15 protein-coding genes and 2 pseudogenes are annotated in these 18,118 nt (G+C 70.9%); 5 read left to right on the top strand and 12 right to left on the bottom strand.

What is annotated here, in order from left to right:
- From G3I19_RS37660 to G3I19_RS23705, 5 genes and pseudogenes are all read right to left on the bottom strand, one after another.
- A pseudogene (locus G3I19_RS37660) lies at positions 1-521 on the bottom strand (hypothetical protein); the annotation flags it as partial.
- Positions 522-598: 77 nt separating this feature from the next.
- Complete coding sequence (locus G3I19_RS23720) at positions 599-1,465, bottom strand: Fpg/Nei family DNA glycosylase (protein WP_164265715.1); 867 nt, start codon at positions 1,463-1,465, stop codon at positions 599-601.
- Positions 1,466-1,587: 122 nt separating this feature from the next.
- Positions 1,588-1,959 carry a nuclear transport factor 2 family protein gene (locus G3I19_RS23715; protein WP_164265714.1) on the bottom strand — a complete coding sequence of 124 codons (372 nt, stop codon included), beginning with the start codon at positions 1,957-1,959 and terminating at the stop codon, positions 1,588-1,590.
- Between the two features lie 208 nt (positions 1,960-2,167).
- Positions 2,168-2,518 carry a hypothetical protein gene (locus G3I19_RS23710; protein WP_164265713.1) on the bottom strand — a complete coding sequence of 117 codons (351 nt, stop codon included), beginning with the start codon at positions 2,516-2,518 and terminating at the stop codon, positions 2,168-2,170.
- A 9-nt stretch (positions 2,519-2,527) separates the two neighbouring features.
- A pseudogene (locus tag G3I19_RS23705) lies at positions 2,528-3,264 on the bottom strand (hypothetical protein).
- A gap of 327 nt (positions 3,265-3,591) precedes the next feature.
- Here G3I19_RS23705 and G3I19_RS23700 point away from each other — a divergent pair.
- Positions 3,592-5,556 carry an N-acetylmuramoyl-L-alanine amidase gene (locus G3I19_RS23700; RefSeq protein ID WP_164265712.1) on the top strand — a complete coding sequence of 655 codons (1,965 nt, stop codon included), beginning with the start codon at positions 3,592-3,594 and terminating at the stop codon, positions 5,554-5,556.
- A gap of 134 nt (positions 5,557-5,690) precedes the next feature.
- Entirely contained in the window at positions 5,691-6,191 is a 501-nt protein-coding gene (locus G3I19_RS23695) for a DinB family protein (RefSeq protein WP_164265711.1), read from the top strand.
- Positions 6,192-6,218: 27 nt separating this feature from the next.
- Here the strand turns inward: G3I19_RS23695 and G3I19_RS23690 are convergent, their stop codons facing one another.
- Together G3I19_RS23690 and G3I19_RS23685 are read right to left on the bottom strand one after the other, a co-directional pair.
- Complete coding sequence (locus tag G3I19_RS23690; protein ID WP_164265710.1) at positions 6,219-6,890, bottom strand: response regulator; 672 nt, start codon at positions 6,888-6,890, stop codon at positions 6,219-6,221.
- 9 nt (positions 6,891-6,899) lie between these two features.
- Positions 6,900-8,984, bottom strand: coding sequence for a sensor histidine kinase (locus G3I19_RS23685; protein ID WP_343235185.1), 2,085 nt, complete (start codon positions 8,982-8,984; stop codon positions 6,900-6,902).
- A 213-nt stretch (positions 8,985-9,197) separates the two neighbouring features.
- Here G3I19_RS23685 and G3I19_RS23680 point away from each other — a divergent pair, with 213 nt between their 5' ends.
- Positions 9,198-10,637 carry a gluconate:H+ symporter gene (locus G3I19_RS23680; protein WP_164265709.1) on the top strand — a complete coding sequence of 480 codons (1,440 nt, stop codon included), beginning with the start codon at positions 9,198-9,200 and terminating at the stop codon, positions 10,635-10,637.
- A 267-nt stretch (positions 10,638-10,904) separates the two neighbouring features.
- Here the strand turns inward: G3I19_RS23680 and glnA are convergent, their stop codons facing one another.
- The gene (glnA, locus tag G3I19_RS23675; protein WP_164265708.1) at positions 10,905-12,314 is read right to left on the bottom strand and encodes a type I glutamate--ammonia ligase; all 1,410 of its coding nucleotides are present in this window, start codon (positions 12,312-12,314) and stop codon (positions 10,905-10,907) included.
- Between the two features lie 208 nt (positions 12,315-12,522).
- On the opposite strand from glnA, the gene G3I19_RS23670 reads away from it, so the two are divergent.
- Entirely contained in the window at positions 12,523-12,990 is a 468-nt protein-coding gene (locus tag G3I19_RS23670; RefSeq protein ID WP_164265707.1) for an RDD family protein, read from the top strand.
- A gap of 101 nt (positions 12,991-13,091) precedes the next feature.
- On the opposite strand, the gene G3I19_RS23665 is transcribed toward G3I19_RS23670, so the two are convergent.
- The 4 genes from G3I19_RS23665 to lipB form a co-directional block, all read right to left on the bottom strand.
- The gene (locus tag G3I19_RS23665; protein ID WP_164265706.1) at positions 13,092-13,787 is read right to left on the bottom strand and encodes a DUF4191 domain-containing protein; all 696 of its coding nucleotides are present in this window, start codon (positions 13,785-13,787) and stop codon (positions 13,092-13,094) included.
- A 19-nt stretch (positions 13,788-13,806) separates the two neighbouring features.
- Positions 13,807-14,013, bottom strand: a complete 207-nt coding sequence (locus G3I19_RS23660; RefSeq protein WP_164265705.1) for a hypothetical protein — start codon at positions 14,011-14,013, stop codon at positions 13,807-13,809.
- 409 nt (positions 14,014-14,422) lie between these two features.
- Complete coding sequence (gene lipA, locus G3I19_RS23655; RefSeq protein WP_164265704.1) at positions 14,423-15,376, bottom strand: lipoyl synthase; 954 nt, start codon at positions 15,374-15,376, stop codon at positions 14,423-14,425.
- A gap of 191 nt (positions 15,377-15,567) precedes the next feature.
- Positions 15,568-16,365, bottom strand: a complete 798-nt coding sequence (lipB, locus tag G3I19_RS23650; RefSeq protein WP_164265703.1) for a lipoyl(octanoyl) transferase LipB — start codon at positions 16,363-16,365, stop codon at positions 15,568-15,570.
- A gap of 220 nt (positions 16,366-16,585) precedes the next feature.
- Between lipB and G3I19_RS23645 the strand changes: the two genes are divergently transcribed.
- Complete coding sequence (locus G3I19_RS23645) at positions 16,586-18,094, top strand: regulator (protein WP_164265702.1); 1,509 nt, start codon at positions 16,586-16,588, stop codon at positions 18,092-18,094.
- Positions 18,095-18,118: the final 24 nt, after the last annotated feature.

The raw sequence follows: 18,118 nt of genomic DNA, 5'->3' as shown, positions 1-18,118 counted from the left end.
GCCTGCGGTGCGGCCGGCTGTGTGGCCGGCTGTGCGGCCTGCGGTGCGAGTGCCGGTGCGGGCAGCCACAGTTCGAGCGGTTCGTCGCCGGTGAGGCGCACGCGGAGCCGGTCCGGGCCGAGGTCGGGCAGGCGACCGCCACCGAGTACGGCCGCGCCGACGGCGAGCGACCAGAGGCGGGAGACGAGCCCGAGGTGGAGGGTGGAAGCGGCCACCCGGAGCTGGTCGTTCGGGGGCCGGCCGGTCCGGGGCCGGCCGGTGCCCATCCGCCGGGCGTACAGCCGCACATACGCATCGAGTGGACTGCTGCCCAGGCGACCGTGAGCCGGGCCCGCGCCCGCGCTGTCCACCGATCCCTCCTCCGCCCCGTCCACCGACCCCTCCTCCGATCCGTACAGATCGGACAGCGCGACGAACCCGTCCGGGTCGTCCCGTTCGCCGTGCCGGGCGGTGAAGTACGGCCCGACGGAGCCCAGTTCGGCGAGTACGGCTCGGGCGAGTGCGGCGGAGGCTTCGGACACGGGTTCACCAATGGGGTTCGACGGCTGCGGACCGGCCGGCCCGGGGCGGACCGGCGAGCGGTGGGGCGGTGGGGCGGCTATTTCAGCAGCCGGGACATCCGCCGGTCCGCCAGGGTCTTGCCGCCGGTCTGGCAGGTGGGGCAGTACTGCATCGAGGAGTCACTGTAGGAGACCTCGCGGACGGTGTCCCCGCAGACAGGGCACGGCTCTCCCGTGCGTCCGTGCACCCGAAGCCCGCTCTTCTTCTCCGCCTTCAGATCGCGCAGGGCCAGCCCGCGCGACCTCTCGACGGCTTCGGTGAGCGTCGACCCGATCGCCGCGTACAGCACGGCGACCTCCTCGTCGGAGAGCTTGGCGGCCAGCCGGAACGGCGACATCCGGGCCACGTGCAGGATCTCGTCCGAGTAGGCGTTGCCGATCCCGGCGATCATGCTCTGGTCGCGCAGGACGCCCTTGATCTGCCGGCGCTCGCCCGCCAGCAGGCCGGTGAAGACCGCCGGAGTGAAGGACTCGGCGAGCGGATCGGGCCCAAGGCGCGCGATACCGGGCACCTCCAGTGGATCGCGTACGACATGGACCGCCAGCCGCTTCTGCGTGCCCGCCTCGGTGACGTCGAACCCGGTGCCCTCCGGCTCCGTCAGCCTGACCCGGAGCGCCAGCGGGCCCTTGCCGGGGCGGGGTGGCGCGTCCGGCAGGCGCTCGCTCCAGCGGACCCAGCCCGCCCGGGCGAGATGCATGACCAGATGCACGCCGCCGGCGTCGAGGTCGAGGAACTTCCCGTGCCTGGTCACACGGTCGAACGCCCGCCCTTCAAGCGCGGTGAGGGGCGGGTCGTAGGTCTTGAGCGCGTGGATGGCCACCAGGTGGACACGGGCGACGGTACGGCCGACGATGTGCTCGCCCAGGAACCGGGTGAGGGACTCGACCTCCGGCAATTCAGGCATAACGCCATTCTGCCTCGCGTCGCGGCACTTTGACGACAGGCCGTAGGTCCCACGACCGCCGCAGGACCGCCCGGTCCGCCGCCCTCTCACCGGGCGCCGGACCGGACCGTACGTACGTGCCCTCACGCGGCGGGAACGCGGTCCAGGAACCCGTGCACCGTACGGATACGGCCGTCATCCGCGAGCGCGATCACATCGAACCCGGCGACGGGCGCCGACCCGTCGGCGGAGGACACCAGCTCCCAGCCGAACCGGGCGATGCCGTGGTGGCCGTCGACGCCCCCGGTCTGCCGGAACTCGAAGCCGGGGAACTGCTCGCCGGCCGCAGCGATCACGGCCGCGATCCCGTCGTGCCCGCTGACATCGGCGAGCGGATCGGTGTAGCTGCCGCCCTCGGTCCAGGCGGCGGCGACGGCTTCGGCGATCTCCCCGGGACGCCCGGCGGCGTTCCACGCCTCGAAGTAACGGGCGACAGCGGTCTCGTACACGGACATGGTGAATCGGCCTCCGGCAGGTCGTACGGACGGGTGAGCCCCGGAGCCCGGTAGGAGTGCGCCTCCCGGGCTCCGGATGACGTCAGCCTGCCGCGCGAGGGCGGAGGGGTCGATGACGTACGGGGTAATGGTGCAGGTGGACACAGGGGAGGTACGGGGTGGTGGTGCCGGGCCACCGGGATCCCCGCACGGCACCGGGCTCAGCCCTTCACAGCCACCGCTGGGCCGCCTCGACGCTGTCGCCCCCACTGGTGTTGAACGCGATGGCGGCCTGTGGCGCGTGCTGCCGGATCAGATTCACGGACTGCTCGAACAGGGCCAGAAGCGCCTCGGGCTTACGGAGGCCACCGCCGACGACCACGACGTCCCAGGGCCGCCCGGACAGCGCCGCGACCATGGTGGGAACGGCCGACTCGTCGAACGGGATCAGGGCCATGGACGCGTCCACGCCGAGCGCCCCGAACCGGGCCAGCTCACCGTCGAGGGCCGCGCGGAGGGCATCGGCGTCGATACCGGGCACCAGGTGCGGGTCAATACCGAGGACGAGTACGGAGGACATCCGGGCAGTCTACGGAGCCCCGGAGGTGCCCTGGCTGCGGGTCGGCGCACACGGACCGCCGCGCCGCAGCTCGGTCAGCCAGACGTGTCCCGGGTGGGTCAGGTCCAGGAATCCGGCCAGTGCGCTCCGCCGGTCGGCCGACAGCAGGCGCAGCGTGGCGGCGAAGTCCCGCTGGTCCTTGGGGCGGGTGTGCGCGGCCTTGAAGAGCAGCACCAATTCGGGTGCGAGATAAGGGATTCCGCTCGCGGTCCGCCGGATGACCGCGCTGTACGGCAGCCGGATCGCCGGATCGCGGCGGCAGATCCAGATGTCCCCGTCGTGCGGCTCGCGGAAGACGTCGAGCAGGTACGCCCCGGTGGCCCGGTCACGCAGCCAGGTCTGCCGCGTCACGTCCAGTACCTCGGCCGGCGCCGCTTCCCAGATACGCCCGGACCCCACCGCGTCGAAACGAACCCGGCCGTCCCGGAACCTCCGGCCGCTGTGCGGGAGCCCGGTCCGGCCCCGCCGGTGAGGCGGTCGCGGATCTCGGGGAACCGGGCCGCCGGGACCGCGATCTCGATGTCGTCGTGCTCCCGGCTCTGCTCGCCCCGGAACAGGTCGAGCGCCCAGCCCGCGGCGACGTACCACGGCGCGGTGACCCCGGAGAGAAGTGCGGCCACGTCCTGGGGGTGCCAGCAGCCCGCCCACCGTGCGTCGATCTCCTCGGGGGCCACCACGACACCACCGGCGGGAACCTCTTCCGTCATCCCGCCAACCTACCGGCGTACCGCACCCGGCCGTTCCAGGACCTTCGCAGGGGCGAATGTGAGATTCCGGATCCGGAGTCCTGGTGAATCTTTGCCGGGGGAACGGCTCGGGTTCTTCACCCCGTCACGCGAAACTGACAAACTGACAGATCTGATGGCGCCGGGCCACCGAGGGCTGTCTCCGGTCAGGGGACTCCACTCGACTCGGTGTGCGCGAGCAGATCCGATCCGCGCGCCACCCCCCCACCATCCCCGGTGTCCGCGGGGCGATTCGACAGCCGTCCCGCCCACGGCAGCACGGGGACAGTTGCACGGAAGGAAACACCCTTGCACAAGCGAAAAGGGAAGCGATGGCTGCCTGCGGCCGCCCTCGGCGGCGTTGTGGCCGCAGGAGCCTTCGCTTTCCTGCCTGCCATCGCACAGGCGGGAAACGAGGACGACGCCAAACAGCCCACCGCGCAGGCCGACTTCACCGAGGCCGCTGCGGAGTTCAAGGTGCCGGTCTCCGTCCTCCAGGGCGTGGCACACGAGGAGTCCGGCTGGCAGCAGCACACCGGGTACAGCAACACCGGTGGCTGGGGTCTGATGAACCTCACTGATGTGACGCCGAAGATGGTGGCGGACGGCGCGGCCGGAGTCACCGGCCGCTCCGGCCTCACGTCGCTCACCGACCACCCCGAACTGCACACCCTGCAGGCGGCGGCGAAGCTGACCGGTGTACCGGCGGACCAGCTCCAGCACAACCAGAAGGACAACATCCGGGGCGGGGCCGCTCTGCTCGCCTCGTACCAGAAGCAGCTCACCGGCAGTACGTCCGCCGACCCGTCGCAGTGGACCGCGGCGATCGCCAAGTACAGCCGGATGTCGGACCGGAAGGCGGCCACGTCGTACGTCCACGACGTGTTCGCCACCATCGCGTCCGGCGGCAAGCAGAGCGCGTCGGCGGCCGCCGGAACGAAGGCGGCCAAGGCAGTCAAGGCGCCCGCCGCCGCGGTCAGCATGCGGGCCGTGCCGTCGGCGAAGCCGGTCACCGGCCAGCTGAGCAAGCTCCGGCTGAAGGACACCGCGTCCCCGCAGGCCGAATGCCCGCAGTCGATGAACTGCCAGTTCGTCCCCGCCGACCCGTCCAACGGCCAGGTGTCCGACCGCCCCGCCAACGGCATAAAGATCAACCAGATCATCATCCACACCACCGAGGGGTCGTACGACGAGGCGATCAAGACCTTCCAGACCGCGGGCGGCGCCTCGGCGCAGTACGTGATGCGGTCGTCGGACGGTGCGGTGACCCAGATGGTCGCCGACAAGGACGTCGCGTTCGGAGACGGCAACTACGACAGCAACCTGCACTCCGTCCAGATCGAGCACGAGGGCTTCTCCGCCCACGGCGCTGACTGGTACACGACGGCTGCCTACCAGCAGACGGCGGACCTGGTGAAGTACCTCGCCGCCCGGTACGACATCCCGCTCGACCGGCAGCACATCCTCGGCCACGACAATGTGCCGGGGCCGTCGGACTCCACCCTGTCGGGCATGCACTGGGACCCGGCCGACGGCTGGGACTGGACGCGCTTCATGCAGCTGCTCGGCGCCCCGTTCGACCTCGGCGCCCACGGTGTCGGGCCGGTCGGTTCCGCGGTGACCATCACCCCCGGGTTCAGCGAGAACAAGCAGACGTACACGGTCTGCCCCGCTGACGACCCGTCGGGTTCGGTCACCACCTGCACACCGGTGACGCAGCCGTCGAGCGCCCTGTTCGTACGCAGCGCACCGAGCGACGACGCCCCGCTCATCCTCGACCCGGTCGTCCACCCGGACGCCGGGGCCAAGGGCGGCACGGACAGCGTCAGCGACTGGAGCACCACCGTCCAGGCCGGGCAGCAGTTCGTCGTCGCCGGGCAGCAGGGCGACTGGACGGCGATCTGGTACGACGGCCAGAAGGGCTGGATCCACAACCCCGGCGGCAGCAACACATCGCCCGCCCCGGGCGCGCGGATCATCAAGCCGGCCGGCACCACCGCCGCCCCGGTGTACGGCACGGCGTACCCGGACGCGTCCGAGTACCCGTCCGGGCTCTCCCCGTCCACGCAGGCCCCGCTGACCGCGAAGAACTACTCGATCCCGGTCGGCCAGGCATATGTGGCGGCCCAGCCGCCGGCCGGCAGCGCGGACTTCTTCCCCACGGGTGGAAAGGTGGTGACCGGGGCCAAGAAGTACTACACGGTCCAGTTCAACCACCGCTACATCCTGGTCAACTCGGGGGACGTCACGGAGACGCGGATGGTGCGCCACTGACGTACGCAGGCCACCGCGACAGGTGAAGCGGGCGTGGCTCCCGGGGCTCAGCGGCCCCGGGAGCCACGCCCGTTCGGCTGCCGGCCGGTGAAATCCACGGAACGACACCCGACCCGGCGGGTTAGTGTCCCCGTATGACAGCCGGCCGTTTCTCGCCCACCACGGAACGCGACGCCCTGTGCGCGTTTCTCGACGGGCAGCGTGCGGCCCTCACCCGTAAGGTCACCGGCATCTCCGACGCCGACGCCCGCAGGACCCCCACCGTGAGCACGCTCTCCCTGCTGGGCATCCTCAAGCACTGCGCGCTGTGGGAGCGCCGGTGGTTCCGGATCATCGCGGCCGGTGAGATCTTCCCCGGCGAGTGGCCCGCCAACGGCGAGCAGGACACCGATCTGGAGGACTTCCGGGTCGACGAACGCGACACGGTGGAGCAGTGGCTGGCCACCTATGAGGAGCGGTCGGCCGCGTCGAGGAAGGTGGTCGCGGCCATGGGCCTGGACGACCCCTGCGGCTGGCCGCAGGCCGCGGACCGCAATCTGCGATGGGTGCTCCTGCACATGATCGAGGAGACGGCACGGCACGCGGGCCACGCGGACATCATCCGCGAGACCCTGGACGGAAGCTCCGGCGTCTGACACTCGTGCGTACGGTCATGCCCACGCTCACGGAATCCGGTACTCCTGTTCCGGGCGGCCGGTCGCTCCGTAGCGCAGCTTCATCTTCAGCAGGCCACTGGTGACCAGCCCCGCGAGGTAACGCTGGGCGGTGGCGCGCGAGACGCCGATGAGGGAACCGACCTCTCCGGCCGACAGCGGGGACGCCGAACTCCGTACGGCCGACAGCACCGCTTCGCCCGTCACCGTACGCGCCGCGGGCGGGCGGCCCGCGCGGTTCCCCGGCGGGGTCCGCAGCGCCGCGTACGCGCTCTCGACCGCGCTCTGGTCGACGATCTCCGCGTCGGTCAGCTGGCGGAAGCGGGCGTAGCCGCGCAGTTTCCCGGCCAGCAGCTCCGGTGTGAACGGCTTGACCAGATAGGCGAGTGCCCCCGCCGACACCGCGCGCCGCACCATCGTTCCCTCGGCCGCCGCGCTCAGGACGAAGGCATCGCACTTCAGGCCGCGCAGCAGATCGATCCCGGAGCCGTCGGGCAGGTAGAGGTCGATCAGGGCCAGGTCCACGGGGGACCCGGCGGCGGCCCGAAGCGCGGCCCCCGCGGAGTTCGCCGTGGCGACGGTCCGGAAACCGGGCACCCCGTCCACCAGCGACGCATGGATCCCGGCGACCCGGAAGTCGTCGTCGACGACCAGGACGGAAAACGGCTCACGCTCGGTCATCGGTCTGCCTCATCGGTCTGTCTCATCGGTGGTCCGGGAACCGATCCGGGAATCGGTTACCCGGATTGCTGTGGGCCCGCTCTCGACGGCCCTTGTCTCGGCGGTCCCGTTCTCGACAGTCCCGTTGTCGGCGGTCCCGTTCCCCGCGGTCTCGTTCTCGACGGCCCCGCTCTCCATGACTCCGGGCAGCCGGGCCACGAACACGGCCCCGCCGGAGACCCGTTCGTGCCCGGCCCCGCCGGAGACCCGTTCGTGCCCGGCCGCTTCCTGCACGGGGACGGGGCCGGGGCCGGGAGCGGGGACGGACAGGGACAGGGAGGGTGAGACGGGCACGGGCACTGGCACGGGTGCGGGTGCGGACGCGGGCGAGGATCCCGGCCCCGGTCCGGATCCCGGCCCCGGTCCGGGCCCTGGCCCCGACGGCTCCGGCGGCGGCCCTCCGCGCTCGGCGAGATGGACGTCCCCGCCCCTGGCCCGCGCGATCTGCCGGGCCAGCGCCAGTCCGATACCCCGGCCGCCGACGGCCGACGTGTGGTCCTTGGTCGACATGCCCTCGCGGAACACATCGTCCGCCGGTCCGCGCGGAACGCCGTCGCCGGTGTCGGCGACAGTGATCAGGAGCGTGGCGCCCTCGGCCATCAACTCGACCTCGACCAGGGCAGGGGAGCGGGACCCGTGCCGGGCGGCGTCGATCGCGTTGTCGACCAGATTGCCGAACACGGTGGTCACATCGACCGGCGCCGTCACGGTCCCGTCGGCCCAGGTCGCCTCGCCGATCACCAGCGTCACCCCGCTCTCCCGCGCCTGGGCGGCCTTCGCGGACAGGAAGGCCCGTACGTAGGAGTCGCGGACCGCGTCGATACCGGGCAGCGCCTCACCCAGCGGGCCCGTACCGAGCAGCGTGCCGATGTACTCGGTCGTCTCCGCGAGGTGACCGCCGTGGACCAGCGCGGAGACCACATGCAGCCGGTTGGCGAACTCATGGCGCTGGGCGCGCAGCGCCGAACTCATCGCCTGGACCGCGTCGAGCTGGCGGGTCAGCGACTCGACATCGGTGCGGTCCTGCACGGTGAGCAGCGTGCCGAGATCCTGCCCGTCGCGTGCGACCGGCCGGGCCGAAAGGACCAGGACGCGCTCGCCGACCGCCGCCATCACCGGGCTGCCGACGGGCGTACGGATCGCCTCCAGCACCCGCGGCGTCAGCCCCAGCGAGCCGACGGACCGGCCGGGCCCGGCATCGGTCGCGAGCAGGCGGCGCGCCTCGTCGTTGATCACGGTGACCGTGCCGCCGTTGTCGACGGCCAGCACCCCTTCGCCGATGCCGTGCAGGACGGCCTCCTGCTCCTGCACCAGACCGGCCAGCTCCTCCGGTTCGAGGCCCAGCGTCAGCCGCTTCCAGCGGCGGGCCAGCAGCGCCGACGCGCCCACGCCGAGCAGCAGGGCGGCGACCAGCCAGCCGAGCCCGCCCAGCAGCACGCGGATCAGCTGCGCCCGTACGTCGGAGACGGCCACACCGGCGTTGGCCTCGCCGACGACCCGGTGCGAGCCCGGCGCGTACACCGGGACCTTCGCGACCACCTCGTCACCGAGATGCGCGTGGTCCCGGGCCAGCACCTCGTGCCCGGCGAGCGCACGGCTGGGGTCGGTGCTCACCATGCGGCCCAGCTGGGAGCGTTCCGGGTGCGCCAGCCTGATGCCACGGTCGTCGGTGACCACCACGAACAGCGAACCCGTCCTGATGCGGGCCGCCTCGGCCGCCGTCTGCACCGGCCCGGCGGCGAGCGTGCCGCGCGGGGTGTCCGCGGCCCTGCCACCGGTCCCGGTGCCGGCAACCGAGTACTGGGCAGCGCCGCGCCGTACGGCGGGCTGGGCGGCGACCGTACGGGCCACCGCGAGCGCGCGCAGCTGGTACTCGTGCACGAGCCGGTGCTCGTTGGAGTACGCGAAGGCGCCGAAGGCCGTGGCCAGGGTCACCGCGACGACCGCGCACTGCAACAGCAGCACCTGGGTCCGCAGCCGCAGCCCGCGCCGCAGCCGTGTCCGGAACCGCCGCCGCATCCGCAGCCCGCGCCGCGGCCTTTCGAGGAATCTCACCCCGTCGACGGTAACCGGCACCGCCCCCGTGCACAGAATGCACAGAACGCGCGGATCAGGGGTTACGCGGGTTGCGCGCAGAACCTGGAGAGCAGTGGCAGGAGCCCGATAGCTTCCGCCCGGGACACAACGAGCCGCACCAGGAGTTCTCTTGCTGAAGATACCGCGCCCCGGACCACAGGCCCGTACGCCTCGCACCCATGGGGGCCGGCTGTGACGGGGCACACATGGACGCTGCTGATCATCCTGGCGGCGGCCATCGCTGTGCTGATCCTGCTGATCAACTCCCGGTTGCGGTTCCACCCCTTCGTCGCGCTGATGACGGTGTCGATCGGTGTCGCGCTGGCCGCGGGCCAGCCCGTCGAGAAGATCGCGGAGTCACTGGAGTCGGGCGCAGGCGGCATCCTCGGCAACGTCGGCGTGACCCTGGCCTTCGGCGCGATGCTCGGCAGGCTGCTCTCGGGGTCGGGCGCCACGGACAAGATCGCGCGCCTGATCGTCGAACGGTCAGGGGAACGCTCCCTGCCCTGGTACATGGCGGGCGCCGCGTTCATCATCGGCATCCCGATGTTCTTCGAGATCGGGCTGATCGTGCTGCTCCCGCTGATCTTCAGCGTGGCCCGGCGCCTCCAGGACACCCACCACGTCAAGGGCTCGCCGTACGTCTTCCTCGCCACTCCCGCGATCGCCGCGCTGTCGACGCTGCACGGAATGGTGGCCCCGCACCCCGGACCGCTGGTCGCGGTGGAGGGCCTGCACGCCAATCTGGGCATCACGATCGTGGTGGGCCTGATCTGCGCGGTCCCGACGATCATCATCGCCGGGCCGGTGTACGGCCGGTGGATCGCGCCGCGTCTCGACGTACACCCCGACCCGGAGCTGGTCGCGAAGTTCGCCGGTCCCGCGACGCCCGACGACACCCCTGCCAACGGCTCCACACCCGCCGACGGCTCCACACCCGCCGACAGCCCCACCCCCACCGGAAACAAGGTCCGTACCGGGTGGGCGCTGACCGCGGTGCTCGTCCCGGTGGTGCTGATGCTGCTGCGCACCCTCGCGGAGCTGGTGTACGACGAGTCGAGCCCGGTACGCCATGTGCTGACCTTCACCGGTGAGCCGGTGATCGCCATGCTCGCGGGCTTCCTCTTCGCGCTGTTCGCACTCGGCTACCGCAGCGACATGACCCCCGACGCGATCCGGACATCGCTGACCGACAGCCTCAAGGCGGTGGCCGGCATCCTGCTGATCATCGCGGGCGGCGGCGCGTTCAACCAGGTCCTCGAGGACTCGGGCATCGGCAAAGCCGTCGAGTCGGCCGCCTCCGGAATGCACATCAACGTGCTGATCCTCGGCTGGCTGCTGGCCCTGCTCCTGTCGTTCTCGACGGGTTCGGCGACCGTGGGAATCGTCGCCGCGACGGGCATCCTGGCGCCCCTGGCACAGTCCGGCAGCAGCCTGCACACGGCGCTGCTCGTGGTCGCGATCGGAGCGGGCTCGATCGGCCTCAACTATGTGAACCACGCGGGATTCTGGCTGGTGAAGGAGTCCTTCGGGATGTCGCTCGGCCAGGCGACGAAGTCCCATACGGCGATCCAGACGATCGTGAGCGTGTGCGGTCTGCTGATGGCGCTGCTGCTGTCGATCGCGGCCTGAGCGGGACGTGCTGCCTGAGCGGGACCGCCGGGTGACCGGGACCGGGGCATGAGCACCTTGCGGCTGCCGGGGCAGCTGTCCGGCGCTCCCGGTGGGGCGCTGCCCGCGGAGTTGTGGTGCCAGGCCCTGCCGTAGGTATGTCGGTACGGGGGCGGGCTCCTGGGCTGCGCCTGGGTCGGGGCAGATACGGCCGGTGCCCCCTGAAAACACCTGTGGCCCGGGAGGAACACTGAGCAGTGTTCCTCCCGGGCCACAGGGCCACGCGCTTTAGAGGTCGAAGTACAGCTCGAACTCGTGCGGGTGCGGACGCAGCTGGATCGGGGCGATCTCCTGGGTGCGCTTGTAGTCGATCCACGTCTCGATCAGGTCGGACGTGAAGACACCGCCGGCCTGGAGGTACTCGTTGTCGGCCTCCAGGGCGTCGAGTACCGCCGGGAGCGAGGTCGGGACCTGGGCGACGCCCGCGTGCTCCTCGGGAGCCAGCTCGTAGAGGTCCTTGTCGATCGGCTCGGCCGGCTCGATCTTGTTCTTGACGCCGTCGAGGCCGGCCATCAGCAGTGCCGAGAAGGCCAGGTACGGGTTGGACGACGGGTCGGGGGCGCGGAACTCGACGCGCTTGGCCTTCGGGTTCGAGCCGGTGATCGGGATACGCATCGCGGCCGAGCGGTTGCGCTGCGAGTAGACCAGGTTGACCGGGGCTTCGAAGCCGGGCACCAGGCGGTGGTAGGAGTTCACCGTCGGGTTGGTGAAGGCCAGCAGCGACGGGGCGTGCTTCAGGATGCCGCCGATGTAGTAGCGGGCCATGTCGGACAGGCCCGCGTAGCCCTGCTCGTCGTAGAAGAGCGGGGAGCCGCCGGTCCACAGGGACTGGTGGACGTGCATGCCCGAGCCGTTGTCGCCGAAGATCGGCTTCGGCATGAAGGTCGCGGTCTTGTCGTTGCGCCAGGCGACGTTCTTCACGATGTACTTGAAGAGCATCAGGTCGTCGGCCGCGGCGAGCAGCGTGTTGAACTTGTAGTTGATCTCCGCCTGGCCGGCGGTGCCCACCTCGTGGTGCTGGCGCTCGACCTGGAGGCCGTTCTTGTCCAGCTCCAGGGAGATCTCGGCACGCAGGTCGGCGAAGTGGTCGACCGGCGGGGTCGGGAAGTAGCCGCCCTTGTAGCGGACCTTGTAGCCGCGGTTGTTCTCCACCGCACCGGTGTTCCAGGCGCCGGCCTCGGAGTCGATGTGGTAGAAGCTCTCGTTCGCCGAGGTCTGGAAGCGGACGCTGTCGAAGACGTAGAACTCGGCCTCGGGGCCGAAGTACGCGGTGTCGGCGATCCCGGTCGACGTGAGGTACGCCTCGGCCTTCTTCGCCACGTTCCGCGGGTCACGGCTGTACTGCTCACCGGTGATCGGGTCGTGGATGAAGAAGTTGATGTTGACCGTCTTGTCGCGGCGGAAGGGGTCGACTCGGGCGGTCGAGAGGTCCGCGCGGAGCGCCATGTCGGACTCGTGGATGGCCTGGAAGCCGCGGATCGACGAGCCGTCGAACGCGAGCTCCTCGTCCGGGTCGAAGACCGCCGCCGGGATGGTGAAGTGCTGCATCACACCGGGCAGGTCACAGAACCGGACATCGATGAACTTGACGTCTTCGTCGGTGATGAACTTCTTCACATCGTCGGCGTTCTGGAACATCCAACTCCTCCTACTCCCGACCCGGGAGGGGCGGGGTTGCGGCTCGTTGTGGGGCCGGTGCGGTGCCACACGCTGGTCCCGACCTTAGGGACAGCGGATTTCTCAAGCATGACCCATTTGTTTCGCTGAAGTTAACCGGACCTGGGGCGACATTGCCGCACAGACCCCGACCGTACGGACCGGGAGGGGGCCGCAGTACCGTGGACGGGTGGACAACAGGCAAGCAGTCGGATCGTGGCTCTCCGGGCCTGGCGAGGCCGCGAAAGAGATGGGCGCCGACTTCGGCTACCGGGGCAAGCGGCTCGGGCTGCCGGAGGAAGGGCCGGGCGCGATCGCGCCGCTGGGCCGCCGGTTCGCGGCCGTTTTCATCGACTGGGCACTCTGCATGCTTATCGCATACGGGCTCATTTCGCGCGGCGGCCAGCAGTCGGCCGGCAACTGGGCCCTGCTCGTCTTCTTCGTGCTGAGCCTGCTCACCGTCTCCACGGTCGGATTCACCCCGGGCAAGCGTCTGCTCCGGCTGAGGGTCGTCGCCGAGGGCGGCGGACGGCTCGGTACGGGCCGTGTCTTCGTACGCAGTCTGCTGCTCTGCGTCGCCGTCCCCGCGCTCATCTGGGACCGGGACGGCCGCGGCCTCCACGACCGGCTGGCCCGCGCCGTCCAGGTACGGATCTGACCCACCGGACGGTCAGCTGTCCGAACGGACGCGGACACCCCCCAGAACGACGAGGCGGCCCGGACCTGGTGGTCCGGGCCGCCTTCAGCATGTGGCGGGATTCAGCGCATCTTTCCGCCGCGCGGGGCGCGGGCGCTCTTCGGCATCGGGCCCTTCGGCAGCGGCATGTTCGACATCAGGTCGCCCATCGCGCGCAGCCGGTCGTTGGCAGCGGTCACCTGGGCGCCGGTCAGGACGCGCGGCAGCTTCAGGAGCGTGGTGCGCACCTTCTTCAGCGGCACCTGGCCCTCGCCGTCGCCCACGATGATGTCGTGCACCGGTACGTCCACCACGACGCGCGCCATCTTCTTCTTCTCGGCGGCCAGCAGGGACTTCACCCGGTTCGGGTTGCCCTCCGCCACCAGGACCACGCCGGCCTTGCCGACCGCGCGGTGTACCACGTCCTGGCTGCGGTTCATCGCGATGGCCGGAGTCGTGGTCCAGCCGCGGCCCACGTTCTCCAGCACCGCCGCCGCGGCGCCGGGCTTTCCTTCCATCTGTCCGAAGGCCGCCCGCTCGGCGCGGCGTCCGAAGACGATCGCCATCGCGAGGAAGGCCAGCAGGAAACCCAGGATGCCCAGGTAGATGGGGTGACCGATCAAGAAGCCGACGCCGAGAATGACGCCGAAGACGACGATTCCCAGACCACCGACGACAAGACCGACCTTGGGATCGGCCTTGCGGGTCATCTTGTAGGTCAGAGCGATCTGCTTGAGTCGCCCCTGATTCTCAGAGTCTGCGTTTGCCTTCCTCGCCATGGCCAGAAGTTTACGCGGACTAAGAAGTGCGGGCCGCCACGGCCTCCAGTACATGCTCCGCGTCGACCCGGTCCTTGGCCCGGCGGCGGTCCTCCAGGACCGACGTCCAGGCGTTCCGGCGGGCGATGCGCTGGCCGTTGCTCAGCAGCAGGGACTCGACCGCGCGGAGTGCTCCGGTGACGGTCGGGATGGCGGTGGCGCGTACGGACTGGGTCGCGGCCTGCATGGTGGGGCCCCTCGGGACGGCAGCGGATACACGGCGGTTACAGCGGTACGGCGGGTGGTGCGCGGGTGATACGCGGGTGGTGAGACACGTGGTGCGGCGTGCGGGGGACCGGTGGGGCGAAACGTTGCTTCCCGGGTCGGTGCGCAGACCTCGCAACCGCTGCTCAGGACCTGGCGCCGTGCCGCTCCCCGCATCGCTCCCCGGCCCGCTGGGCGGTCCGATGAGGCGGTGCGTAATTCCAGAGTCACTGATTGTTGTTACCAAGGCATGTCGAGGCGGTCAAACGCCCATGAAGGCCGGGTGCACCCCGCGGAACGGCCGACGCGGCCCGTACACGCCCCCGACCTGCGGGGACGTTACGAGCCGCGTCCTACGGCGGCTACCGCACAGTAGTTGTTTGTGCGCGGATTCACACGGCGGCGGCGCCGCGCCGGTCCATCGCCTGGCGGAACAGACGGCCCGCCCGGTACGAGGACCTGACCAGCGGCCCCGACATCACACCGGAGTAGCCGATCTCCTCGGCCTCCTTCTGGAGCTCCACGAACTCGGCCGGCTTCACCCACCGCTCGACCGGGTGGTGGCGCGGGGAGGGGCGCAGGTACTGCGTGATGGTGATGAGCTCGCAGCCCGCGTCGTACAGGTCCTGGAGCGCCTGGGTGATCTCCTCGCGCTCCTCGCCCATGCCGAGGATGAGGTTCGACTTGGTGACCAGACCGGCCTCGCGTGCCTTGGTGATGACCTCGAGCGAGCGCTCGTAGCGGAAGCCGGGGCGGATCCGCTTGAAGATGCGCGGCACCGTCTCCACGTTGTGCGCGAGGACCTCGGGGCGGGACGAGAAGACCTCGGCCAGCTGCTCGGGGACCGCGTTGAAGTCGGGGATGAGCAGCTCGACCTTGGTACGGCCCTCGGCCCGCTCGGCCGTCATCGCGTGGATCTGCCGCACGGTCTCCGCGTACAGCCAGGCGCCGCCGTCCTCCAGGTCGTCGCGGGCCACACCGGTGATCGTCGCGTAGTTCAGGTCCATCGTGACGACGGACTCACCCACCCGGCGCGGCTCGTCCAGGTCGAGGGCGGCCGGCTTGCCGGTGTCGATCTGGCAGAAGTCGCAGCGCCGTGTGCACTGGTCGCCGCCGATGAGGAAGGTGGCCTCGCGGTCCTCCCAGCATTCGTAGATGTTGGGACAGCCCGCCTCCTGGCAGACCGTGTGCAGCCCCTCGGACTTCACCAGGGCCTGCATCTTCGTGTACTCGGGGCCCATCTTCGCGCGAGTCTTGATCCACTCGGGCTTGCGCTCGATGGGGGTCTGGCTGTTCCGGACCTCCAGACGCAACATCTTGCGCCCGTCGGGTGCGACAGCGGACACGTCCGGCTCCCTACAGCTTCGATTCTTCGGCGAACACCAGGGTACGCCCGTCATATGTATGGCTTGTCTCTGGCCAACCCATGGCCGCTGAGGCACATTCCCCCGAACGGCCGGATCCGCGCTCTCTTCCGGACGGGGACGGACCGTCCGGACGGAGCCGCCGGGGCGGCCGGGCCGCCGCCGGCCGCGCGCTACGCGGTGGCACTCCCGACCGTACGCGGCGCCGGCGCCGCGTTCTCCAGCACGTCCCGCAGATGCTTCTCCACGACGGGCAGCACCTCGGCGATGGTGACCTCGCGGCCCAGTTCGTACGAGAGCGATGTCACCCCCGCGTCCCGGATACCGCACGGCACGATCCGGTCGAACCAGGTGGTGTCCGGATTGCAGTTCAGCGCGAAACCGTGCATGGTCACGCCCTTCGCGACCCGGATCCCCATGGCGGCGATCTTCCGGTCCTCGCGGCGCTGTCCGGCGTTGGACGGGGCGTACTCGGGGCCGTTCATCCGCGGGTCGAACTCGTCGTCCTGCAGCCGCGGGTCCAGATCGAGCGAAAGGCCGCCGATCGACGGACGCTGCTCCACCGGGTCGCCCAGGACCCAGACGCCCGCGCGGCCCTCGACCCGGCTGGTCTCGACGCCGAACTCCGCACAGACCCGGATGAGCGCCTCCTCCAGACGGCGCAGATGCGCGATCACGTCCACCGGGCGCGGCAGCTTCTGGATCGGGTAGCCGATCAGCTGGCCGTAACCGTGCCAGGTGATCTTGCCGCCGCGGTCCACGTCCACCACCGGCGTCCCGTCGAGAGGGCGCTCGCTGGGGTCCGTGCGCCGACCCGCCGTGTAGACGGGCGGATGCTCCAGGAGCAGCACGGTGTCCGGCGCCTCGTCGGCGAACCGGGCCGCATGCACCTCACGCTGCTTCTGCCAGGCTTCCCGGTACTCGACGGCTTCCTCGCCGAACCCCAGGCGGACAAACCGCAGCTCACTCACGGCAGCTCCTCATCGCATACGGACAGCGCGCCCCGGAGGGCGCCACCCAGCAACTGTACGACCGCCTCGAACGGCACCTCTGCGCGGGCAGAAACGACACCTCCTCACACGATCGGATGAATCCGGGGCGAAGGTCGCGGAACGAGCGGTGGAGCCCGCTAAATTCGCGCCGTTCCATGAGGGCTGCTCCCGGCCCGGAAGGCAGGAGACCGCACAGCTGATGACGGAACGAACCCCGCAGCGCACGTCCAACCGCCAGCTCGCCGCGCTCATCGGAGAGGCAGGATTCTCCAACGCGGGGCTGGCCAGAAGAGTCGACCAGCTCGGCCTCGAGCACGGTCTCGACCTGCGGTACGACAAGACGTCGGTGACCCGCTGGCTCCGTGGCCAGCAGCCGCGCGGCACCACGCCCGCGCTGATCGCCGAGGTCTTCACCAGGCGGCTGGGGCGCAGACTCTCCGCGCAGGATCTGGGGCTCGACGCCTGCGCACCGGTCTACGCGGGGCTGGAATTCGCCGGTACGCCCGAGGAGGCCGTCGACATCGTCAGCGGCCTCTGGCGCAAGGACTCCGGCAGCCACGCCGAACTGCGGAAGATCGCCTTCACCCCGGCGGGGCTCGTCGTACCCAGCCGGGACTGGCTGATCGGCCGCCCGGACGACTGGGGCGCACCCGGTTCGGCCGGTGGAGCGACAGCCGGTGCTGTGCGGGCGGGCGGAGGTCGGCCAGGGGCGGGCGGCCGTACCGAACCGCAGCGCTCCGGCGCCCGGGTCCCCGCCCAGTCCCGCCCCGCGGTGCCGCGCCAGCGGCAGACCGACCGGAGCGGGCAGCGGGTCGGCGCCGGGGACATCGCGGCCCTGCGGTCGGTGGGCGAGCTGTTCCGCACCCTCGACCACGCGTACGGCGGGGGGCACGCCCGGCAGGCCCTGGTGCGCTATCTGGAGCACGAGGCGGAGCCCATGCTCCGCGGGGCGTACGGGGAGTCCACCGGCCGGCGGCTCTTCGCGGCCGCCGCCGACCTGACCCGGCTCGCCGGCTGGACCTCCTACGACATCGCGGCCCACGGGCTGGCCCAGCGCTACTTCGTCCAGGCCCTGCGGCTCTCGCAGGCCGCCGGGGACCGGGCGTACGGCTCGTACGTACTCGTCACCATGAGCCGCCAGGCCGTCTACCTCGGGCACGGCAGGGAGGCGGTGCAGCTGGCGCGTGTCGCGCAGCAGGGCATCGGGACCTCGGCGCCGCCGGTCGTCCAGGCGCTGCTGCACGCCGTCGAGGCGCGCGGACACGGGGTGCTCGGTGAGGTGCGGGCCTGCACGGCCTCGCTGGCGCGGGCCGAGCGGGCCATGGAGGCAGTGCGCCCGGGCGACGAAGTGCCGTACTGGGCGCGGTTCTTCGACGAGGCTCAGCTGGCGGACGAATTCGGCCACTGCCACCGGGACCTCCAGCAGTACCGGGCCGCCGCGCAGTACGCGGAGCGCTCGCTTCAGCTGCGCGCCCCCGCCTTCGCGCGCTCCCGGCTCTTCTGCCGGGTGGTGCTGGCCACCGCCAGGCTGGGCCTCGGCGAGCTGGACCAGGCGTGCGCGCTGGGGGCCGAGGCGGCGCAGCAGGCGGGGGAGATGCGGTCGGTGCGGGCCGTGGAGTACGTCCGCGAGTTCGAGCGGAGGCTGGAGCCCTACCGGGACGCGGCGGCGGTCCGCGGGTACCGGGACCGCGTCGCGGCGATGGGCTGAGGCCCCGGGCGGTCGTGGGCGGTC

The organism is Streptomyces sp. SID10853 (assembly GCF_010548145.1).
Taxonomy (GTDB): domain Bacteria; phylum Actinomycetota; class Actinomycetes; order Streptomycetales; family Streptomycetaceae; genus Streptomyces.
Note: the sequence above shows the minus strand (reverse complement) of the source record. Positions and strands in the feature narration are given on the sequence as shown.